This is a genomic window from Nonomuraea sp. NPDC049637 (genome assembly GCF_040675235.1).
Lineage (GTDB): Bacteria > Actinomycetota > Actinomycetes > Streptosporangiales > Streptosporangiaceae > Nonomuraea.
In genome coordinates this window covers 188,401-203,935 of record NZ_JBFAOM010000011.1, presented here as the reverse complement: position 1 = coordinate 203,935, position 15,535 = coordinate 188,401, and the positions used below count along the sequence as shown (strand labels likewise).

Here is a 15,535-nt window from a genome sequence, read left to right as displayed (position 1 = left end):
GGTGGCGGCGGCGGGCGCCCTCGGGCCCGTGGCCGCCGTCCCGGCCGGGAGGCGGGTACCTAGACTGGAGGGATGCCCGAGGGAGACGCCGTCTACCGCACCGCGGCGCGCCTGCGCGGCGCGCTCGACGGCCGCGTGCTGACCAGGTCGGACTTCCGCGTCCCACGGCACGCCACCGCGGACCTGAGCGGCCGTACGGTGCTCACCACCGTCTCCAGGGGCAAACATCTGCTGACGCGGGTCGAGGGCGGCCTGACCGTGCACACCCACCTGCGCATGGACGGAAGCTGGCGGGTCATGCCCGCGGGGCGGCGCACGGCCGGCGGCGACCAGGTGCGGCTGATCCTGGCCAACGCGGAGTGGCAGGCGGTGGGGCTCAAGCTCGGCATGGTCGACCTGGTCACGACCGCCGACGAGGAGCGGCTGGTGGGACACCTGGGGCCGGACCTGCTGGGCGCCGACTGGGACCCGGGCGAAGCCGTGCGAAGGCTACGAGCGGCACCGGACAGGACGATCGGCGAAGCGCTGCTCGATCAGCGCAACCTGGCGGGGATCGGCACGATCTATCGCGCCGAGACCCTGTTCCTGCGCGGGATCTGGCCGTGGCGGAAGGTCGGGGAGATCGAGGATCTCGAAGGGCTTGTCACGCTGGCCCACCGGCTGCTGGAGGCCAACAAGGGGCATGGCGGCACGGTGACGACAGGTGATCGCCGCCCGGCGAACCAGACCTGGGTCTACGGCAGGGCAGGGAGACCCTGTCGCCGATGCGGCACGCGCATCAGCCGCGGGGAGATGGGGGCACAGCCACAGGAAAGGCTGATCCTGTGGTGTGGTGGCTGCCAGCCGCGTTAGGCCGCCACCATGTCCTTGACCTCGGGGAACACGGTGTCGCCGATCGAACCGGGAACCGTCTCGGCAAGGGGCAGTCGCTCGTGCTCGGGCATGTCGGCCAGCACAGGCGCGGCCTGGAGCTCCGCCAGCGCGAACTGGTCGGAAACCTCACGCAACACCTGCGAGAGCGGCACTCCCAGAGCACCACAAATGGACGCAAGCAGCTCTGACGAGGCTTCCTTCTGGCCACGCTCGACCTCGGAAAGATAACCGAGCGAGACACGCGCCAGCGTGGACACCTCGCGTAGCGTGCGCCCCTGACGCACCCGCAACCGCCTCAGCACGTCACCGAGCAGCTGACGCAGCAGAATCATCTGTCGCTCCCTCCCCGGCGTGGATGTCTTCACCACGCCCCGCGCGATCGGATCGTGCCGCACATTGGTCTTCTTGGCTTCGTACATACTCCTCGCCGTCATCATGGGGCGTCGCCTCCCCGGGTCTGCCGCTCGTGCCTGGTCGCGCGACTCATCAGGCCCGCCTGCCGGGCGCTCGGTGCTTGCAGTTGGCTCACGGACCTCACTCACAGCTCCACCGTACCCGTATCCACCGACACCGCGTCAGACCGTGCTTCGCATGTTCGCTCGGGACGTAACACGGTAATCATCCGGAATGTTCCCCTTTGTTGGCCTTCAGCACACCTGCGAGGAGATCGACTGCCTCGTGCACCGTCCTTACCCGGATACGTTCGCGCGACCCCTCAAGGCTCAACTCACGCACCAGGTTCTCCCCGCCCGGGCCGTGGACCGCGGCGTACACCAGGCCCACGGGCTTTCCGTCCTGCGGTTCGGGGCCGGCCACACCCGTCACGGCCAGCCCGTATCCCGCCCCGCACACCCGGGCGACCCCTTCGGCCATCGCCGCGGCCACCTCGGGATGCACTGCCCCCTCGCGCCGCAGCAGCTCGCCGGGCACGCCCAGCAACTCGTGCTTGAGATCGGTGGCGTAGGAGATCACCCCGCCCCGGAACGCCTTGGACGCCCCCGAGACCGACGTGAACGCGGCCCCGATGAGCCCGCCGGTCAGCGACTCGGCCACCGCCACGGTGGCGCTCTGCCGCACCAGCAGGGCCAGGACCTCGGCCACGTCCGTCATCGCTCAGCTCACTCCCCACGCGCCCGTCTGGCCACCTGGCGCAGCTTGACCGCCCGTACGAGATAGTCGACGCCCGTCGCGACGGTCACGACCAGCGCCGCGCCCATCACCACCCATCGCAGCGGGTCGGGCACCCCCGGCAGGATGTAGAGCACGATGGCGGCGATCTGCAGCACGGTCTTGACCTTGCCGCCGTAGCTGGCCGGGATGACCGCGTGCCGCAACAGGACCAGCCGGAGCAGGGTGATGCCCAGCTCGCGGCCCAGGATCACGATCGTGACCCACCACGGCAGCTCGTCGAGGATCGACAGGCAGACCATCGCCGCCCCGGTGAGCGCCTTGTCGGCGATCGGGTCGGCGATCTTGCCGAAATCGGTGATCAGCCCGTAGCGGCGGGCCAGCTCGCCGTCGAGATGGTCGGTGATCGAGGCGACCCCGAACACCCCCAGGGCGGCCAGCCGCCAGCCGGTGCCGGGCAGGAACAGGCATGCGACGAAGAAGGGGACGAGCGCCAACCGGAGGACCGTGAGGACGTTGGCGATGTTCCACGGGCTCACCACGCGGCGCTCGTCCCTGGTCATGGACTGGCCTTGATGCGCGCGATCAGGTCAACCCCCTCGGCGTCGACCACGACCGCGCGCACGATCTGTCCCTTGACCAGGCCGATGCCCTGGACCGTCACCGAGCCGTCGACCTCCGGGCCCTGGTGGGCGGCCCGGCCCTCGTAGCCGCCGTCTCCCAGGTCGTCGTCGATGAGCACGTCGACCTCCGTGCCGATGCGCTCCTCCGCGCGCTGGGCGGTCAGTTCCTCCGCCAGCTCGGTGAGCACGCGCACCCGCTCGTCGATGACCTCCTGGTCGAGCTTGCCCGGCAGGTTGGCCGCCTCCGTGCCGTCTTCGTCGGAGTAGCCGAACACGCCGATCACGTCGAGCCTGGCCTGCTCCAGGAAGCCGACCAGCTCGCCGAACTCCTCCTCGGTCTCGCCGGGGAAGCCCACGATGAAGTTGGAGCGCACGCCCGCCTCGGGAGCGCCCTTGCGCACGCTCTCCAGGAGGCCGAGGAAACGCTCGGGGTCGCCGAAGCGGCGCATCCGGCGCAGGACGCCGCCGCTGGCGTGCTGGAAGGACAGGTCGAAGTAGTCGGCCACGCCCTCGGTGGCGGTGATGACGTCGATCAGCCCCGGCCGCAGCTCGGCGGGCTGCAGGTAGCTGACCCGCACCCGGTCGATGCCCGGCACGGCGGCGAGCTGCGGCAGCAGCTTCTCCAGCGCCCGCAGGTCGCCCAGGTCCTTGCCGTAGGAGGTGGAGTTCTCCGAGACCAGGACGAGCTCGCGCACGCCGCGATGAGCCAGCCAGTCGGCCTCGGCGAGCAGCTCGTCGGGGTTGCGCGAGACGTAGGCCCCGCGGAAGGCCGGGATGGCGCAGAACGTGCAGCGCCGGTCGCAGCCGGAGGCCAGCTTGAGCGAGGCGACCGGGCTCTCGTCGAGGCGCTTGCGCAGCACGCGCGGGCCGCTGGCGGGCGCCAGCCCGTCGGGCAGCTCGCCGTGGCCCGGGATGCCGGTCTTGGGCGCGCTGCCGCGCTCGACCGGCGAGATGGGCAGCAGCGTGCGGCGGTCGCGCGGCGTGTGCGGCTTGAGCGGACGCCCGGCCAGCACGTCGTCGAGCCGGCCGCCGATCTCGGTGTAGTCGTCGAAGGAGATGACGGCGCTCGCCTCGGGCAGTGCCTCGGCCAGCTCGTTGCCGTAGCGCTCGGCCATGCAACCCGCGGCCACCACCTTCGCCCCGGAGTCGGCGGCGGCGAGCAGCGTGTCGATGGAGTCTTTCTTGGCCGAGTCAATGAAGCCACACGTGTTGACGACGACGACGTCGGGGTCGTCGTCGCCCAGCTGCCAGCCGGCAGCCTCTAGTCGCGCGGCCAGCTCCTCGGAGTCGACCTCGTTGCGCGCGCAGCCCAGGGTGATCAGCGATGCGGTTCGGCGGGATGACATGGTGAACACTACGGTATCGGGAGTTGGCCACCACCTGATGCACGGCCTCCCCGCCGGACTACCGCGGAGGCGACGCGTCGAGGCCGAACGAGCGGGTCACCATCTCGCCCCGGCCCCCGAGTTTGTCCACCTTCTTGCCGTTGACCTGCAAGGACACCGCTCCGGCGTCACCGAGGAGCAGGCTGACCTTCTCGGCGGCCCGCCAGGTCGAGCTGTCCCCGGCCTTCAACATCCCGGCGAAGAGCATCCGGCCCTGACCGTCGCGCACGTTCACGTACGACGTACGCCTGGCCTCGATCCTCAGGGTGACCATGCCCTTGCCCGCCTTGCCCTTGCCCGCCGCGGCCCTGGGGCCCTCGGTGATGGGCGTGTTCGGCGGCACGCTGGGCTTGGGCGTGATGGCGTGCACGTCGGCGGTGCGCACCTGGTCGCTCGCGCCGCCGAGCACGCGCACCGTGCCGAACACCACCACGACGGCCAGCGCCACGCCGAGCGCCATCGTCCAGTTGGGCCCCCGGCGTTCGCGCAGGGCGAGCGTGCGGTCGGCCTGGAACACCGCGGCGGCGCGGACGGGCTGCGGCGGCCCGCCGTACTGCTGGTCGAACAGGTGGACCGTGGCCTCGGGATCGAGCCCGACGACCTTGGCTATGGCCTTGACGTGACCGCGGGAGTAGAACGCGCCCCCGCACTGGTCGTAGTCATCCTGCTCGATCCGGTTGATGATCGTTTCTCTGATCCGGGTCGCCGCGCTGACCTGCGCGACCGTCATTCCCGCCGCCTGCCTGGCCGCTGCCAGCATGGCCCCGATGCTCTGTTCCTGCACAGCGAACGCCTCCCCACCACGACAGTGCGTAGTGGTTCATATTCAATCAGTTATCGCCGTGGAACCGTGCATTGGGGTCATTCGCCACGCAGGTCTGCCAGCAGGCCGGGCAGATCGTCCGGTTTCACCAGCACTTCCCGGGCCTTGGAGCCTTCGCTGGGGCCCACCACGTTGCGGCTCTCCAGCAGGTCCATCAGCCGTCCGGCCTTGGCGAAGCCGACCCGCAGCTTGCGCTGCAACATCGAGGTCGAGCCGAACTGGGTGGTCACGATCAGCTCGGCGGCCTGGATCAGCAGGTCGAGGTCGTCGCCGATCTCCTCGTCGATCTCCCGCTTGACCGGCGCGGCGGCCACGTCGTCGCGGTACTCGACCTGCATCTGCTCCTTGCAGTGCGTGACGATCTCGGCGATCTCCTTCTCCGAGACGAACGCGTTCTGGATCCGGATGGGCTTGCTCGCGCCCATCGGCAGGAACAGCGCGTCGCCCTGGCCGACCAGCTTGTCGGCGCCCGGCTGGTCGAGGATGACCCGCGAGTCGGTCAGCGACGACACCGCGAAGGCCAGCCTGGACGGCACGTTGGCCTTGATCAGGCCGGTGACGACGTCGACCGAGGGCCGCTGGGTGGCGATCACCAGGTGGATGCCGGCCGCGCGGGCGAGCTGCGTGATGCGCACGATCGAGTCCTCGACGTCGCGCGGGGCCACCATCATGAGGTCGGCCAGCTCGTCCACGATCACCAGCAGGTACGGGTACGGCTGGTAGACCCGCTCGCTGCCCGGCGGCGGCACCAGCTTGCCCGCGCGCACGGCCTTGTTGAACTCGTCGACGTGCCGGAACCCGCTGGCGGCCAGGTCGTCGTAGCGGCGGTCCATCTCGCCCACGACCCATTCCAGGGCCTCGGCGGCCTTCTTCGGGTTGGTGATGATGGGCGTGATGAGGTGCGGGATGCCCTCGTAGACGCTGAGCTCGACGCGCTTGGGGTCGACCAGCACCATGCGCACCTCGTCGGGGGTGGAGCGCATGAGGATGCTGGTGATGAGGCCGTTGACGCAGACCGACTTGCCGGCGCCGGTCGCGCCCGCGATGAGCAGGTGGGGCATCTTGGCGAGGTTGGCGACGATGGTCCGGCCCTCGACGTCCTTGCCCAGGCCCACGATCATCGGGTGGTGGTCCGCCTGGGCCACCTGGGAGCGCAGCACGTCGCCGAGCGCGACCAGGTCCTTGTCGGCGTTGGGGATCTCGACGCCGATCGCCGACTTGCCGGGGATCGGGGACAGGATCCGGACGTCGGCCGACTTGACGGCGTAGGCGATGTTCTTGGTGAGGGCGGTGACCTTCTCCACCTTGACCGCCGGGCCGAGCTCGATCTCGTAGCGGGTGACCGTCGGGCCACGGGTGAAGCCGATCACCTGCGCGTCGATGGAGAACTGCTCCAGCACGCTGGTCAGCGCGTTGACCACGGTCGTGTTGGCCTTGGTCTGCGGCTTGGGCGCGGTGCCCGGCTTGAGGAACTGCAGGTCGGGCAGGCTGTAGGGGCCCGCCTGCGGCGACAGCACGAGCTGCTCGACCTTGCGCGGCGCGGGCGTGGGCTCCGGCGGTTCCGGCCTGCGCTCGGGCACGGACGGCTCCTCGTCCGCGGGCCCGTCGACGAGCCCGGGGACGATCTCCGGCGAGTGGTCGGCCAGCTTGTCCTTCTCGGCGATGACCGGCGTGTCGTACGGCTTGACCGTCTCGGCGCCCTCGGCCTCCGCCTTCTTGGCCCGCGGCCGGCGCTTGGCGGGCTCGCGCGGCGCGAGCGGCTCGGCGTGCCGCTCGAACAACATGTGCCGCAGCTCCGACAGCCGCTCGGGGATGCGGTGGACGGGCGTGGCGGTGATCACCAGCACGCCGAACCCGGACAGGAGCAGCAGCAGCGGGATCGTGATCCACGACGGCAGGATGCTCATCGGCGGCGCCGACACGATGAACCCGATCATGCCCCCGGCGGCCGACACCTTGTCCATGCCCTGCCCCTGGCCCGCCGGGTAGGGGGTGTCGTTGGCCACGTGGATGACGCCGAGCACGCCGACCATGAGCGCGCTCCACCCGATGACCATGCGGCCGGTGTCGGCATTCTGGTCGGGGTGGCGCAGGTAACGCCAGGCCAGCAGGCCGAGCAGTAGCGGCAGCGCCCAGGCCAGCGAGCCGAACACGGCGTGCACGACGGTGTTGACGACGCCGGAGACCGTGCCCTCGGGGTTGCGCCAGGTCATCGCGGCCAGCACGATCGCGCCGGCCAGCACCGACAGGCCCACGCCGTCGCGCCGGTGCGCGGGGTCGAGCTCGCGGGCGTTCTTGCCGAGCGCGCGGGCGGTGCTGCCGATGCCGTTGGCGAGCAGCATCCAGAGCCCGACGATCAGCTTGCCGATCATCGTGAAGACCCAGCTGATCGGGTCGGGATGGGTCACGGAGGACTTGCGGCCGGAGCTCGCGGCCTTCGGTCTCGGTCGCCCCGCCGCCGTGGCCGGCCGCTTCGCGGGGGTCGATCGAGGCGAGGTCGACCGCTTCGCCGGCCCCTTCGATGCGCTTTTCGGCGTACGGGTGGCCATGATGCCAAAGGTACGTCGGAGACGGCGTCGCACGCGCGAAGACGCGCCGTGCGCCCGAAATGTCCGACTGTATTCATATAGATGACTGATCACGTTCAGTGGCGTCGTGCAGGTTCGCGGTCATGACGTACACGCTGATCCATCTCACCGACGTCCATGTCGTACCCGAGGGGCCGCTGCACGGCTCGGCGGACCCGGTGGGCGCTCTGCGGGCCGCGCTGGCCGCCGTCCTGGCCTCGGGGACGGACGTCGCCGCCGTCGTCCTGTCGGGGGACCTGGCCGACCAGGGGGACCTGGCCTCGTACCGGCTGCTGGCGGAGGCGGTCGGGCAGGCCGCGGGGGCGCTCGGCGCGGTCGTCGTGACCGCCATGGGCAACCACGACGAGCGCGCGGCCTTCCGCGCGGGCCTGGCCGGGCTGAACGCCGCCGCCCGGCCGCGCGTCGAGGAGGGCCCCTGGGACGCCGTCACGATGGCGGGCGGCCTGCGCCTGGTCGCACTGGACACCTCCGTGCCCGGCCGGCACCACGGCGAGCTCGACGACGACCAGCTCGCCTGGCTGGCGGACACCCTGGCCACGCCCGCGCCCGACGGCAGCGTGCTGGTGCTGCACCACCCGCCGATCCCCAGCGTGCTGCCCCTCATGGACGGCATCGGCCTGCGCGAGCCGGAACGGCTGGCCCGCGTGCTGGCCGGGACGGACGTGCGGCTCCTGCTGGCCGGTCACACGCACAGCGCGAGCGCCGGCACGCTGGCCGGAATCCCGGTCTGGGTGGGCCCCGGCAGCGCCTACGCCGCCGACACCATGCCCCCGGCGGGGCGCACGCGGGCGCTGCCGCTGCAGGCGTTCACCCGGGTGGACCTCGGCCCGTCAGGGGCGCTCGCCACGCTCGTGCCGCTGTCGGCCGCGCCGCCGGTCTACGAGCTGGACACCGAGGTCCTGCTCAGTCATATCGGGTGACGAACGAGATCATGTCGCCGCGGCAGCGCCGCTCGACGTGGCACAGGGGCTGGCCCTCGTGCGTGAGCAGCCCCTCCCGCACCAGCACCGCCTCGCCCGCCTGCATCTCCAGCATGCTCTGGTCGTGCAGGTCGGCGGGCTCGGCCGAGATGGCGTGCCAGGCGTAGCGGTAGGCGTGCCCGGCGGCCTCCAGCGAGGCGAGCACGCCGGCCTTGGCGTCGAGGCGCAACCCTGCCAGCTCGGGGGCCAGGCGGTAGCGGCTGAGCACGCAGGGCCGCTCGGCGTTGCGGAGCAGGGTGGTGATCTCGTGCACGACGCCGCCGGACAGCCGCAGGTGACCGGCCGCCACGGGATGCGCCGTCTCCGCGCGCTCCACGACCCGCTCGCCGCCGCCGAACACGCCCGCCATGCCAGCGATGTCCGAAGGGCGGTGCCGGCGTGTCTCGGGGTCGACGGAGACCTCGATCCGGCGCGGCGCCCGCCTGACGAAGCTCCCGAGCCCCTGCCGGGTCTCGACCAGGCCGGCCTTGCGCAGCTCCACCATCGCCTGGCGGGCGGTCAGCCGGTGGACGCCGTAGCGCTCGGCCAGCGCGTCCTCGGTCGGCAGGCGCTCGCCCGGCGCCAGCTCGCCCGACTCGATGGACCTGCCGAGGACTTGGGCGATCTCTCGGTAGCGGGCTTGTCGTGGCACGTGAACACCTTAAAGGTGCCGCAGGGTTCATCCTCCGGCCACATGCGGGCAGCCTTTCCGCAGACCGTCCACTCATATATATGACCCATGCCCCTCCTGAACCTCCGGGACGTCGCCACCGCGACCTCCCTGCGTCCGGGCGTGCTCTACCGCTCGGCGCAACCGCACACCCTCAGCCCCGACGACGCCCGGCTCGTCGCCGGCCTCCGGCTCATCGCCGACCTGCGCGGCGACGACGAGCGCCGGCCCGGCGACTGGGCCGGCCTGCCGAACGACGGCATCCGTCACGCCGCCCTCGGCACGGGCGGCGACTCCTCCCCCGCCCGGCTCGCGGCGCTGCCCGCCGACCTCGACCTCGGCGACCTGTACGTCGGCCTCCTCCACCACCGGGCCGCCTGGTTCGCCGAGGTGGTCGCCGAGATCGCCGACGGCCTGCCCGCGCTCGTGCACTGCGCGGCCGGCAAGGACCGGACCGGCATGGTCGTCGCCCTCATCCTCGACCTGCTCGGCGTGGACCACGAGGCCATCGTGCGCGACTACGCCCTGACCGCGCGGGCGCTCCCCGACGTCCTGGCCATGCTCGGCCTGTCCGGGACTGCCGGGGCTTCCGGGGCTTCCGGGGGCATTCCGGCCGCGCTGCTCGACGCGCCCGAGAGTGCGATGCGCACGTTCCTGGCCGCCCTGGACGACCTGGGCGGCGCCGAGAGGTTCCTGCTCGCCCACGGCCTCACCGCCGCCCGGATCCGGCGGCTGCGCGCCGCCCTGCTGCCATGACGCTCACCCGGGAGCCGGTACGCCTGCGCCGCGGCCTGGTCGCCGCCATCGGCCTGGCCGAGCTCTGCTACGCCGCCGCCGGCGCGCTGCCCCTCGTCCTCGGGCTCGGGCTGAAGATCCAGGAGATCGCCCCGGCGGGCAAGGAGACCACGCTCGGCCTGGTCACCGCCCTCGGCGGCGTGGCCACCGTGATCGCCAACCCGATCTCCGGCCACCTGTCGGACCGGACCGCCGGCCGGTACGGCATGCGCCGCCCCTGGATCCTCGGCGGCTCGCTCACCGGCCTGGCCGGCCTGCTGCTGCTCGCCATGGCCGGCTCGGTGCCCCTGGTCGCGCTCGGCTGGATCGTCGCCGTCTGCGGCTACCAGGCCATGGTGGCCGGCCTGACCGCCACCGTCGTGGACCAGTTCCCGCCCGAGCGCCGGACACGGGTCGCCGGCGTGTTCTCGATGTGCAACATCGTCGGCGTCGTGCCCGCGATGGTGGTCGCCCAGGTGTTCAAGGACTCGCTGGTCACGGCGTTCGCAGTGTGCGGGGCGCTGGCCGTGGCCGCCGCGCTCGTGTTGTGGGTGGCGCTGCCGGACCGCCGGCTCGATCCGGCCGGGCGGCGGCCGGTGAGCCTGCGCAGCCTGGCCTCGGCGCTGCTGGTGCTGCCCGCCGGGGCGCGCGACTTCCGGCTGCTGTGGATCCAGCGGGTGCTGGTCAGCATCGGGTTCGCGTTGATCTCGTCGTACTCGCTCTACTACCTGCAGAGCCGTCTGCAGGTGGCGACCGCGGCGGCGACCGCGCTGGTGGGCCTGACGACGATCGTCAGCACGCTGCTGTCCGGCCTGCTGGCCTACCTCGGCGGGCGCTGGGCGGCCAGGATCGGCAGGGGGCGGCCGTTCGTCCTGTGGGCGACCGTGATCCTGGCCGCCATGCTGCTGCTCAAGGCGGCGACCGCGAGCGTGGCCGTCGTGGTGCTGGTGGCCGTGGTCTCGGGGGCGGCGACCGGCGTCTACTACGCGGTCGACCTCGGCATGGTGACCCAGGTGCTGCCCGACGAGCGCGAGGCCGGGCGCTTCCTGGGCGCGTTCGCGATGGCCAAGCACCTGCCGTCGGCGGTCGCGCCCGCGCTCGCGCCGGTGCTGCTCGGCGTCGGCCGCGACCCCTTCGCCCCCGGGCCCAACTACTTCCTGCTCTTCCTGGCCTGCGCGGTCGTGACGGCCGCCGCGGCGCCGCTGGTCGGCCTTCTGCGGGACGTGCGTTAGCCGGGAGCACCTTCTTCACAACCGGAGGTATCAACGGCACCCATCTGACACTCTGACTGTGACCGAACTGCCACAACGAGTGATGTTCTAGGACGCACAGTGGACACGACCAGAGTGTCGAGCACAGCCTTCGACGGCACTCCGCACGCCCCGGCGCACGCGCGCCGCTTCATCCGCCAGGTGCTCGGCGAGTGGCGCCTCAGCCACCTGACGGAGGACGCGGTGCTGCTGACCAGCGAGCTCGTCACCAACGCCGTGGTGCACGCGGGCACCGGCATCGAGCTGACCTGCCGCCTCGACGTCGCGGCGAGCCCGGCCAGGCTGGAGATCGAGGTCGACGACCACCGGCCCGGCAGGACGGTCCCGACCCCCGAGGCCATGTCCACCGACCCCGCGCGCACGTCCGGGCGCGGGCTGGCGCTGGCCGCCATGCTGGCCGACGCCTGGGGCGTCACCTACACCAGGACCGCCAAACGGGTGTGGGTCCGCATGGAGCTGACCGACGGGCCCGACCACCAGGAGGTCATGGTCGGCACGCCGGGCCTGGCGCCCGCCACCGTGGCCGCGCCCATCGAGGGGCTGCACGTCGGGGTGCTGCTCGCCGACGGCGACGGGACCGTGCTGTCGTGGAACTCCGAGGCCGAGCACCTGCTGGGCTGGACGTCCGAGCAGGCCGTCGGCAGGCCGCTGGCCGACCTGGTGGCCTGGCGCGGCCACGGCCCGTACGCCATGTCCCTGGCCGGCACCCTGTCGCTGGGCCGCTGGCGGGGCGAGGCGCGCATGCGCCACCTCGACGGCCGGCTGATCCCCGTCTACGTCTCCCACGTGCGCAGCCGCGGCGGCCCGGAGGAGCGGCGGTCGATCTGGATGATGGTGGCCGGCGACCACCGTTACGTGCTGACGCCGCCGGCCGCGCCGCTGCACAGGGAGGCCGGACGGCGGATCAAGGACCTGCTCGACCGGGACATGCCGTTCGCGGAGCTGCTGGACACCATCGCGCGGATCGTCCAGACCAGCAGCGGCGGCGACGCGGCGTACGTGCTGCTGGCCGCCGAGGGCGGCGACCGGTTCGGCGTGGCGGCGGGCGCGGGCGCGACGGCGGGGCTGGTCGGCGTGCTGGCCGCGGGCGTGTTCGGCCCCGACGGCAGGACGCCGTCGATGATCGACGACCTGCTGGCCGGCGACGTCGAGCTGGCCCAGCAGCTGCGGGCCAGGTCGCTGGCGTGCGCGCCGATGAGCGTGGGCGGCGAGGTGACCGGCTACATCGTGGTGACCGCGGCCCAGCCGGGCCGCTTCGACCAGGAGCTCACCGTCAGCCTGCAGCACATCGCCGATCAGGTGGCGGTGCCGGTGCAGCGCGAGCGGCTGGCCGAGCGCGAGCGCGCCCACCGGGGCCGGCTGTCGTTCCTGGCCGAGGCGGGCGAGCTGCTGGCCGGGGTGCACGACGAGGAGCTGATCGCCGCGCTGACCGCGCAGCTCGTCGTGCCCAAGATCGCGACGTGGGCCGCGGTCTACCTGACCGATCTGGCGGGCATGACCAGGCTCGCCCACGTCTGGCACAGCGAGGAGCGTTACAACGCCAACCTGCGCAGGTCGCTGCCGGCGATCCCGCGCACCGCGCTCGACGAGGTGAGCTGGCCCGTCGGCCCCGAGACGGTGCTGTCGTTCCCGCTGCTCACGCAGGGCAGGTCGCACGGCGCGCTGGTGATCGGCCGCGCCGAGCCCACCCTGCCGCTGGAGCTGGCCGACCTGCTGGCCGACCTGTGCCGGCTGGTCGCGCTCAACCTGCACACCGCCATGCTGTACGCCCGCCAGGCGACCACCTCGCGGGTGTTGCAGCGCAGCCTGCTGCCCATGCGCGTGGCCCCCATGCCGGGCCTGGAATCCGCGGTCGTCTACGAGCCGGCCGAGGAGGGCGCCGACGTGGGCGGCGACTTCTACGACCTGTTCACCGTCTCCGACCACTGGTGCTTCGCCCTCGGCGACGTGTGCGGCAGCGGCCCCGAGGCCGCCGCGGTCACCGGCCTGGCCCGGCACGCCGTCCGGCTGCTGGCCAAGGAGCACTACACGGTCGCCGACATCCTCGACCGGCTCAACCAGGCCCTGCTGGAGGAGGGCGACGACGGCCGGTTCCTCAGCCTGCTGTGCGGCGAGCTGATCCCGCTGCCCCAGGGCGGCGCGCTGTGCACGATCGCGTCCGCCGGGCACCCGCCGCCGCTGCTGCTGCGCGCCGACGGCGCGGTCGACACGGTGGCCGCGCCGCAACTGCTGCTCGGCGTCGAGGCCGGCGCCCGGTTCTACGTCGAGACGTTCGAGCTGGCGCCGGAGGAGGTGCTGCTGTGCGTCACCGACGGCGTGACCGAACGGCGCGACGGCGACCGGCTGCTCGACGACGACGACGGCCTGTCGGCGCTGCTGTCCACCTGCCGCGGCCTGAGCGCCCACGCGGTGGCCGAACGCGTGCGGCACGCCGTCGAGACGTTCGCCCAGGAGCCGTCCCAGGACGACGTGGCGCTGCTGGTCATCAAGGCCGCGACCGAGCTGCGCGGGGTCAGGCCGTGAAGCGGTAGGCGGTCGAGGAGGTGTGGCGCTCGCCGGGCCGCAGCACGGTGGAGGGGAAGTGCGGCTGGTTCGGCGAGTCGGGGAAGTGCTGGGTCTCCAGGCACAACCCGGCGAAGGGCCCGTACGGCGTGGCGACCCCGTCGAGCATGCCGCCCGTGTAGAACTGCACGCCCGGCTCGGTGGTGGTCACCCGCATGGTCAGGCCGCCCGCGCTGACCTCGATGTCGCCGTCGAGCACGTAGCAGTGGTCGTAGGCGCCGCCCATCCGCTCGCCCACCGCGTGCGGCTCGGTGAAGTCGAAGGGGGTGCCCTTGACCGGCGCGAGCTCCCCGGTGGGGATCTTGCCGTCGTCCACGGGGAGGTAGTGGGCGGCGTCCAGCCTGACCACGTGGCCGAGCACGTCGCCGCCGCCGGTCAGGTTGAAGTAGGAGTGGTTGGTGAGGTTGAGCACGGTCGGCGCGTCGGTCTCGGCGGCGTAGTCGAGGCGAAGGGCGTCGTCCTCCAGGGTGTAGGTGACCGCGGCGGTGAGCGTGCCGGGGTAGCCCTGGTCGCCGTCGGGGCTGGTCAGTTCGAGGGTGACGGAGTCGGGGGTGCGGGCGGTGATCGTCCAGACCTTGCCGTCGAAGCCCTCGGTGCCGCCGTGCAGGCTGTTGGGGCCGTTGTTGACCGGCAGGCGGTGCTCGCGGCCGTCGAGGGTGAAGCGGCCGCCGGCGATGCGGTTGCCGTAGCGGCCGACCACGGCGCCGAAGTAGCGGCTGCGGGTGCGGTAGTCCTCCAGGGTGTCCAGACCGAGCACGACGTCGAGGCCGGAGACCTCCAGCGAGCGCAGGACGGCGCCGTAGGTCAGCACCTCGGCGCGCAGCCGTCCGGACGACAGCTCCACGCGCTCGACGGTCTCCCCCGACGGCAGCGTTCCGAAGATCATGTTTGGGCCCTTCCCGTGGATTCGCGGACGATGAGGTCGGTGTCCAGGTTGATCACCGCGCCCTCGCCCTCTGACTGCAGCAGCAGGTCGACCGCCATCCGCCCGGCCACCGCCGCGGGCATCGCCACCGTGGTGAGCTTGGGCCGGCCGAGCCGCCCCGGCAGGATGTCGTCGAACCCGATCACGCTGATCCGGCCCGGCACGTCGACGCCCATCGCGGTGAGCCCTTCGAGGAGGCCCAGCGCGACGAGGTCGTTGTAGGCCAGCACGCCCGTCGCCCCGCAGGCGGCCACCTCGGGCGCCACCGCCAGGCCGCCGGACTCGGTGGGCTGGTTGGGGCCGAAGAAGAGCAGGTCGAGGCCCCGCATCTCGGCCGCGGCGGCCTGCATCTCGTTGCTGGTCCACGAGCCGGGCGGGCCGGACAGCAGGGCGATCCTGCGGTGGCCGAGCCCGGCCAGGTGCTCCAGCGCGAGCCTGGCGCCCTTGCCGACGTCCATCAGCACCGCGGGCATGCCCTTGATCCGCCGGTTGACCAGCACGAACGGCACGTCCTCGGCCAGGCGTTCGATCATCCGGTTGGACAGCCGGGGGCTGCACAGCAGCACGCCGTCCACCTGCTTGGCGAACGTGCGGATCAGCTCCTCCTCGACCCGCGGATCCTCGTCGGTGTCGGCCACGAAGACGTGGTAGTCGCGCCCCCGCGCCTGCGCCTGCGCGGCCTTGATCAGCGGCGGGAAGAAGGGGTTGGCGATGTCGGCGACGATGAGGCCGAGGTTGAACGTGCGGCCGGTCGTCAGCGCCCTGGCCGCCCTGTTGGGCCGGTAGCCGAGGTCGTCGGCGGCGGCCAGCACCCGGTTGCGCGTGGCAGGATTGACCAGGTGCGGCGCCGAGAACGTGCGCGAGACGGTCGAGACGTGCACGCCGCAGGCGCGGGCGACGTCTTTGATCGTCACCGTCATGGCCGTCCTCCTTGCAAACGGTTGCCAGAGCCAA

General features: G+C 72.2%; 14 protein-coding genes. 5 read left to right on the top strand and 9 right to left on the bottom strand.

Annotated features, from left to right (window positions below; genetic code table 11):
* Positions 1-72 precede the first annotated feature (72 nt).
* A complete protein-coding gene (locus tag AB0J71_RS18140; RefSeq protein WP_352323160.1) occupies positions 73-852 on the top strand; it encodes a DNA-formamidopyrimidine glycosylase family protein in 780 nt (259 codons plus the stop codon).
* Here AB0J71_RS18140 and AB0J71_RS18135 read toward each other — a convergent pair.
* The 6 genes from AB0J71_RS18135 to AB0J71_RS18110 all read right to left on the bottom strand — a co-directional run bounded on the left by AB0J71_RS18135 (position 849) and on the right by AB0J71_RS18110 (position 7,381).
* Positions 849-1,205 (bottom strand): helix-turn-helix transcriptional regulator, encoded by a 357-nt coding sequence (locus AB0J71_RS18135; protein WP_352323171.1) that lies wholly within the window; start codon positions 1,203-1,205, stop codon positions 849-851. The two genes, AB0J71_RS18140 and AB0J71_RS18135, sit on opposite strands and share 4 nt — an antisense overlap.
* A 286-nt stretch (positions 1,206-1,491) precedes the next feature.
* Positions 1,492-1,983 (bottom strand): nicotinamide-nucleotide amidohydrolase family protein, encoded by a 492-nt coding sequence (locus AB0J71_RS18130; RefSeq protein WP_352323161.1) that lies wholly within the window; start codon positions 1,981-1,983, stop codon positions 1,492-1,494.
* 8 nt (positions 1,984-1,991) lie between these two features.
* Positions 1,992-2,564: a CDP-diacylglycerol--glycerol-3-phosphate 3-phosphatidyltransferase gene (gene pgsA / locus AB0J71_RS18125; protein ID WP_352323162.1), complete on the bottom strand. Its 573-nt coding sequence runs from the start codon at positions 2,562-2,564 to the stop codon at positions 1,992-1,994.
* Positions 2,561-3,970, bottom strand: a complete 1,410-nt coding sequence (gene rimO / locus AB0J71_RS18120) for a 30S ribosomal protein S12 methylthiotransferase RimO (RefSeq protein WP_352323163.1) — start codon at positions 3,968-3,970, stop codon at positions 2,561-2,563. The genes pgsA and rimO overlap by 4 nt, the downstream gene beginning before the upstream one ends.
* A 58-nt stretch (positions 3,971-4,028) precedes the next feature.
* On the bottom strand, positions 4,029-4,793 hold the full coding sequence (locus tag AB0J71_RS18115) for a helix-turn-helix domain-containing protein (RefSeq protein WP_364415051.1): 765 nt from the start codon (positions 4,791-4,793) through the stop codon (positions 4,029-4,031).
* Positions 4,794-4,870: 77 nt separating this feature from the next.
* Positions 4,871-7,381, bottom strand: coding sequence for a DNA translocase FtsK (locus tag AB0J71_RS18110; RefSeq protein ID WP_352323165.1), 2,511 nt, complete (start codon positions 7,379-7,381; stop codon positions 4,871-4,873).
* 122 nt (positions 7,382-7,503) lie between these two features.
* On the opposite strand from AB0J71_RS18110, the gene AB0J71_RS18105 reads away from it, so the two are divergent.
* A complete protein-coding gene (locus tag AB0J71_RS18105) occupies positions 7,504-8,340 on the top strand; it encodes a metallophosphoesterase (protein WP_364415049.1) in 837 nt (278 codons plus the stop codon).
* Here AB0J71_RS18105 and AB0J71_RS18100 read toward each other — a convergent pair.
* On the bottom strand, positions 8,324-9,031 hold the full coding sequence (locus AB0J71_RS18100; RefSeq protein ID WP_352323167.1) for a GntR family transcriptional regulator: 708 nt from the start codon (positions 9,029-9,031) through the stop codon (positions 8,324-8,326). The genes AB0J71_RS18105 and AB0J71_RS18100 overlap by 17 nt on opposite strands.
* Before the next feature lie 87 nt (positions 9,032-9,118).
* Between AB0J71_RS18100 and AB0J71_RS18095 the strand changes: the two genes are divergently transcribed.
* The 3 genes from AB0J71_RS18095 to AB0J71_RS18085 all read left to right on the top strand — a co-directional run bounded on the left by AB0J71_RS18095 (position 9,119) and on the right by AB0J71_RS18085 (position 13,617).
* Positions 9,119-9,805: a tyrosine-protein phosphatase gene (locus AB0J71_RS18095; protein ID WP_364415047.1), complete on the top strand. Its 687-nt coding sequence runs from the start codon at positions 9,119-9,121 to the stop codon at positions 9,803-9,805.
* A complete protein-coding gene (locus AB0J71_RS18090) occupies positions 9,802-11,055 on the top strand; it encodes an MFS transporter (protein ID WP_364415045.1) in 1,254 nt (417 codons plus the stop codon). Before AB0J71_RS18095 ends, AB0J71_RS18090 begins: the two co-directional genes overlap by 4 nt.
* Positions 11,056-11,154: 99 nt before the next feature.
* A complete protein-coding gene (locus AB0J71_RS18085; RefSeq protein WP_364415043.1) occupies positions 11,155-13,617 on the top strand; it encodes a SpoIIE family protein phosphatase in 2,463 nt (820 codons plus the stop codon).
* On the opposite strand, the gene AB0J71_RS18080 is transcribed toward AB0J71_RS18085, so the two are convergent.
* Together AB0J71_RS18080 and AB0J71_RS18075 are read right to left on the bottom strand one after the other, a co-directional pair.
* A complete protein-coding gene (locus tag AB0J71_RS18080) occupies positions 13,607-14,542 on the bottom strand; it encodes an aldose epimerase family protein (RefSeq protein ID WP_364415041.1) in 936 nt (311 codons plus the stop codon). The genes AB0J71_RS18085 and AB0J71_RS18080 overlap by 11 nt on opposite strands.
* Positions 14,539-15,501, bottom strand: a complete 963-nt coding sequence (locus AB0J71_RS18075) for a LacI family DNA-binding transcriptional regulator (protein WP_352320819.1) — start codon at positions 15,499-15,501, stop codon at positions 14,539-14,541. The genes AB0J71_RS18080 and AB0J71_RS18075 overlap by 4 nt, the downstream gene beginning before the upstream one ends.
* Between the last annotated feature and the right edge of the window lie 34 nt (positions 15,502-15,535).

Bases quoted from the DNA above. Each gene is read 5' to 3' on its own strand.
- AB0J71_RS18105 (WP_364415049.1), top strand. From the start codon at position 7,504: ATGACGTACACGCTGATCCATCTCACCGACGTCCATGTCGTACCCGAG.
- AB0J71_RS18140 (WP_352323160.1), top strand. From the start codon at position 73: ATGCCCGAGGGAGACGCCGTCTACCGCACCGCGGCGCGCCTGCGCGGC.
- AB0J71_RS18110 (WP_352323165.1), bottom strand. From the start codon at position 7,381: ATGGCCACCCGTACGCCGAAAAGCGCATCGAAGGGGCCGGCGAAGCGG.
- AB0J71_RS18135 (WP_352323171.1), bottom strand. From the start codon at position 1,205: ATGATTCTGCTGCGTCAGCTGCTCGGTGACGTGCTGAGGCGGTTGCGG.
- AB0J71_RS18130 (WP_352323161.1), bottom strand. From the start codon at position 1,983: ATGACGGACGTGGCCGAGGTCCTGGCCCTGCTGGTGCGGCAGAGCGCC.
- AB0J71_RS18080 (WP_364415041.1), bottom strand. From the start codon at position 14,542: ATGATCTTCGGAACGCTGCCGTCGGGGGAGACCGTCGAGCGCGTGGAG.
- AB0J71_RS18095 (WP_364415047.1), top strand. From the start codon at position 9,119: ATGCCCCTCCTGAACCTCCGGGACGTCGCCACCGCGACCTCCCTGCGT.
- AB0J71_RS18090 (WP_364415045.1), top strand. From the start codon at position 9,802: ATGACGCTCACCCGGGAGCCGGTACGCCTGCGCCGCGGCCTGGTCGCC.
- rimO (WP_352323163.1), bottom strand. From the start codon at position 3,970: ATGTCATCCCGCCGAACCGCATCGCTGATCACCCTGGGCTGCGCGCGC.
- pgsA (WP_352323162.1), bottom strand. From the start codon at position 2,564: ATGACCAGGGACGAGCGCCGCGTGGTGAGCCCGTGGAACATCGCCAAC.
- AB0J71_RS18075 (WP_352320819.1), bottom strand. From the start codon at position 15,501: ATGACGGTGACGATCAAAGACGTCGCCCGCGCCTGCGGCGTGCACGTC.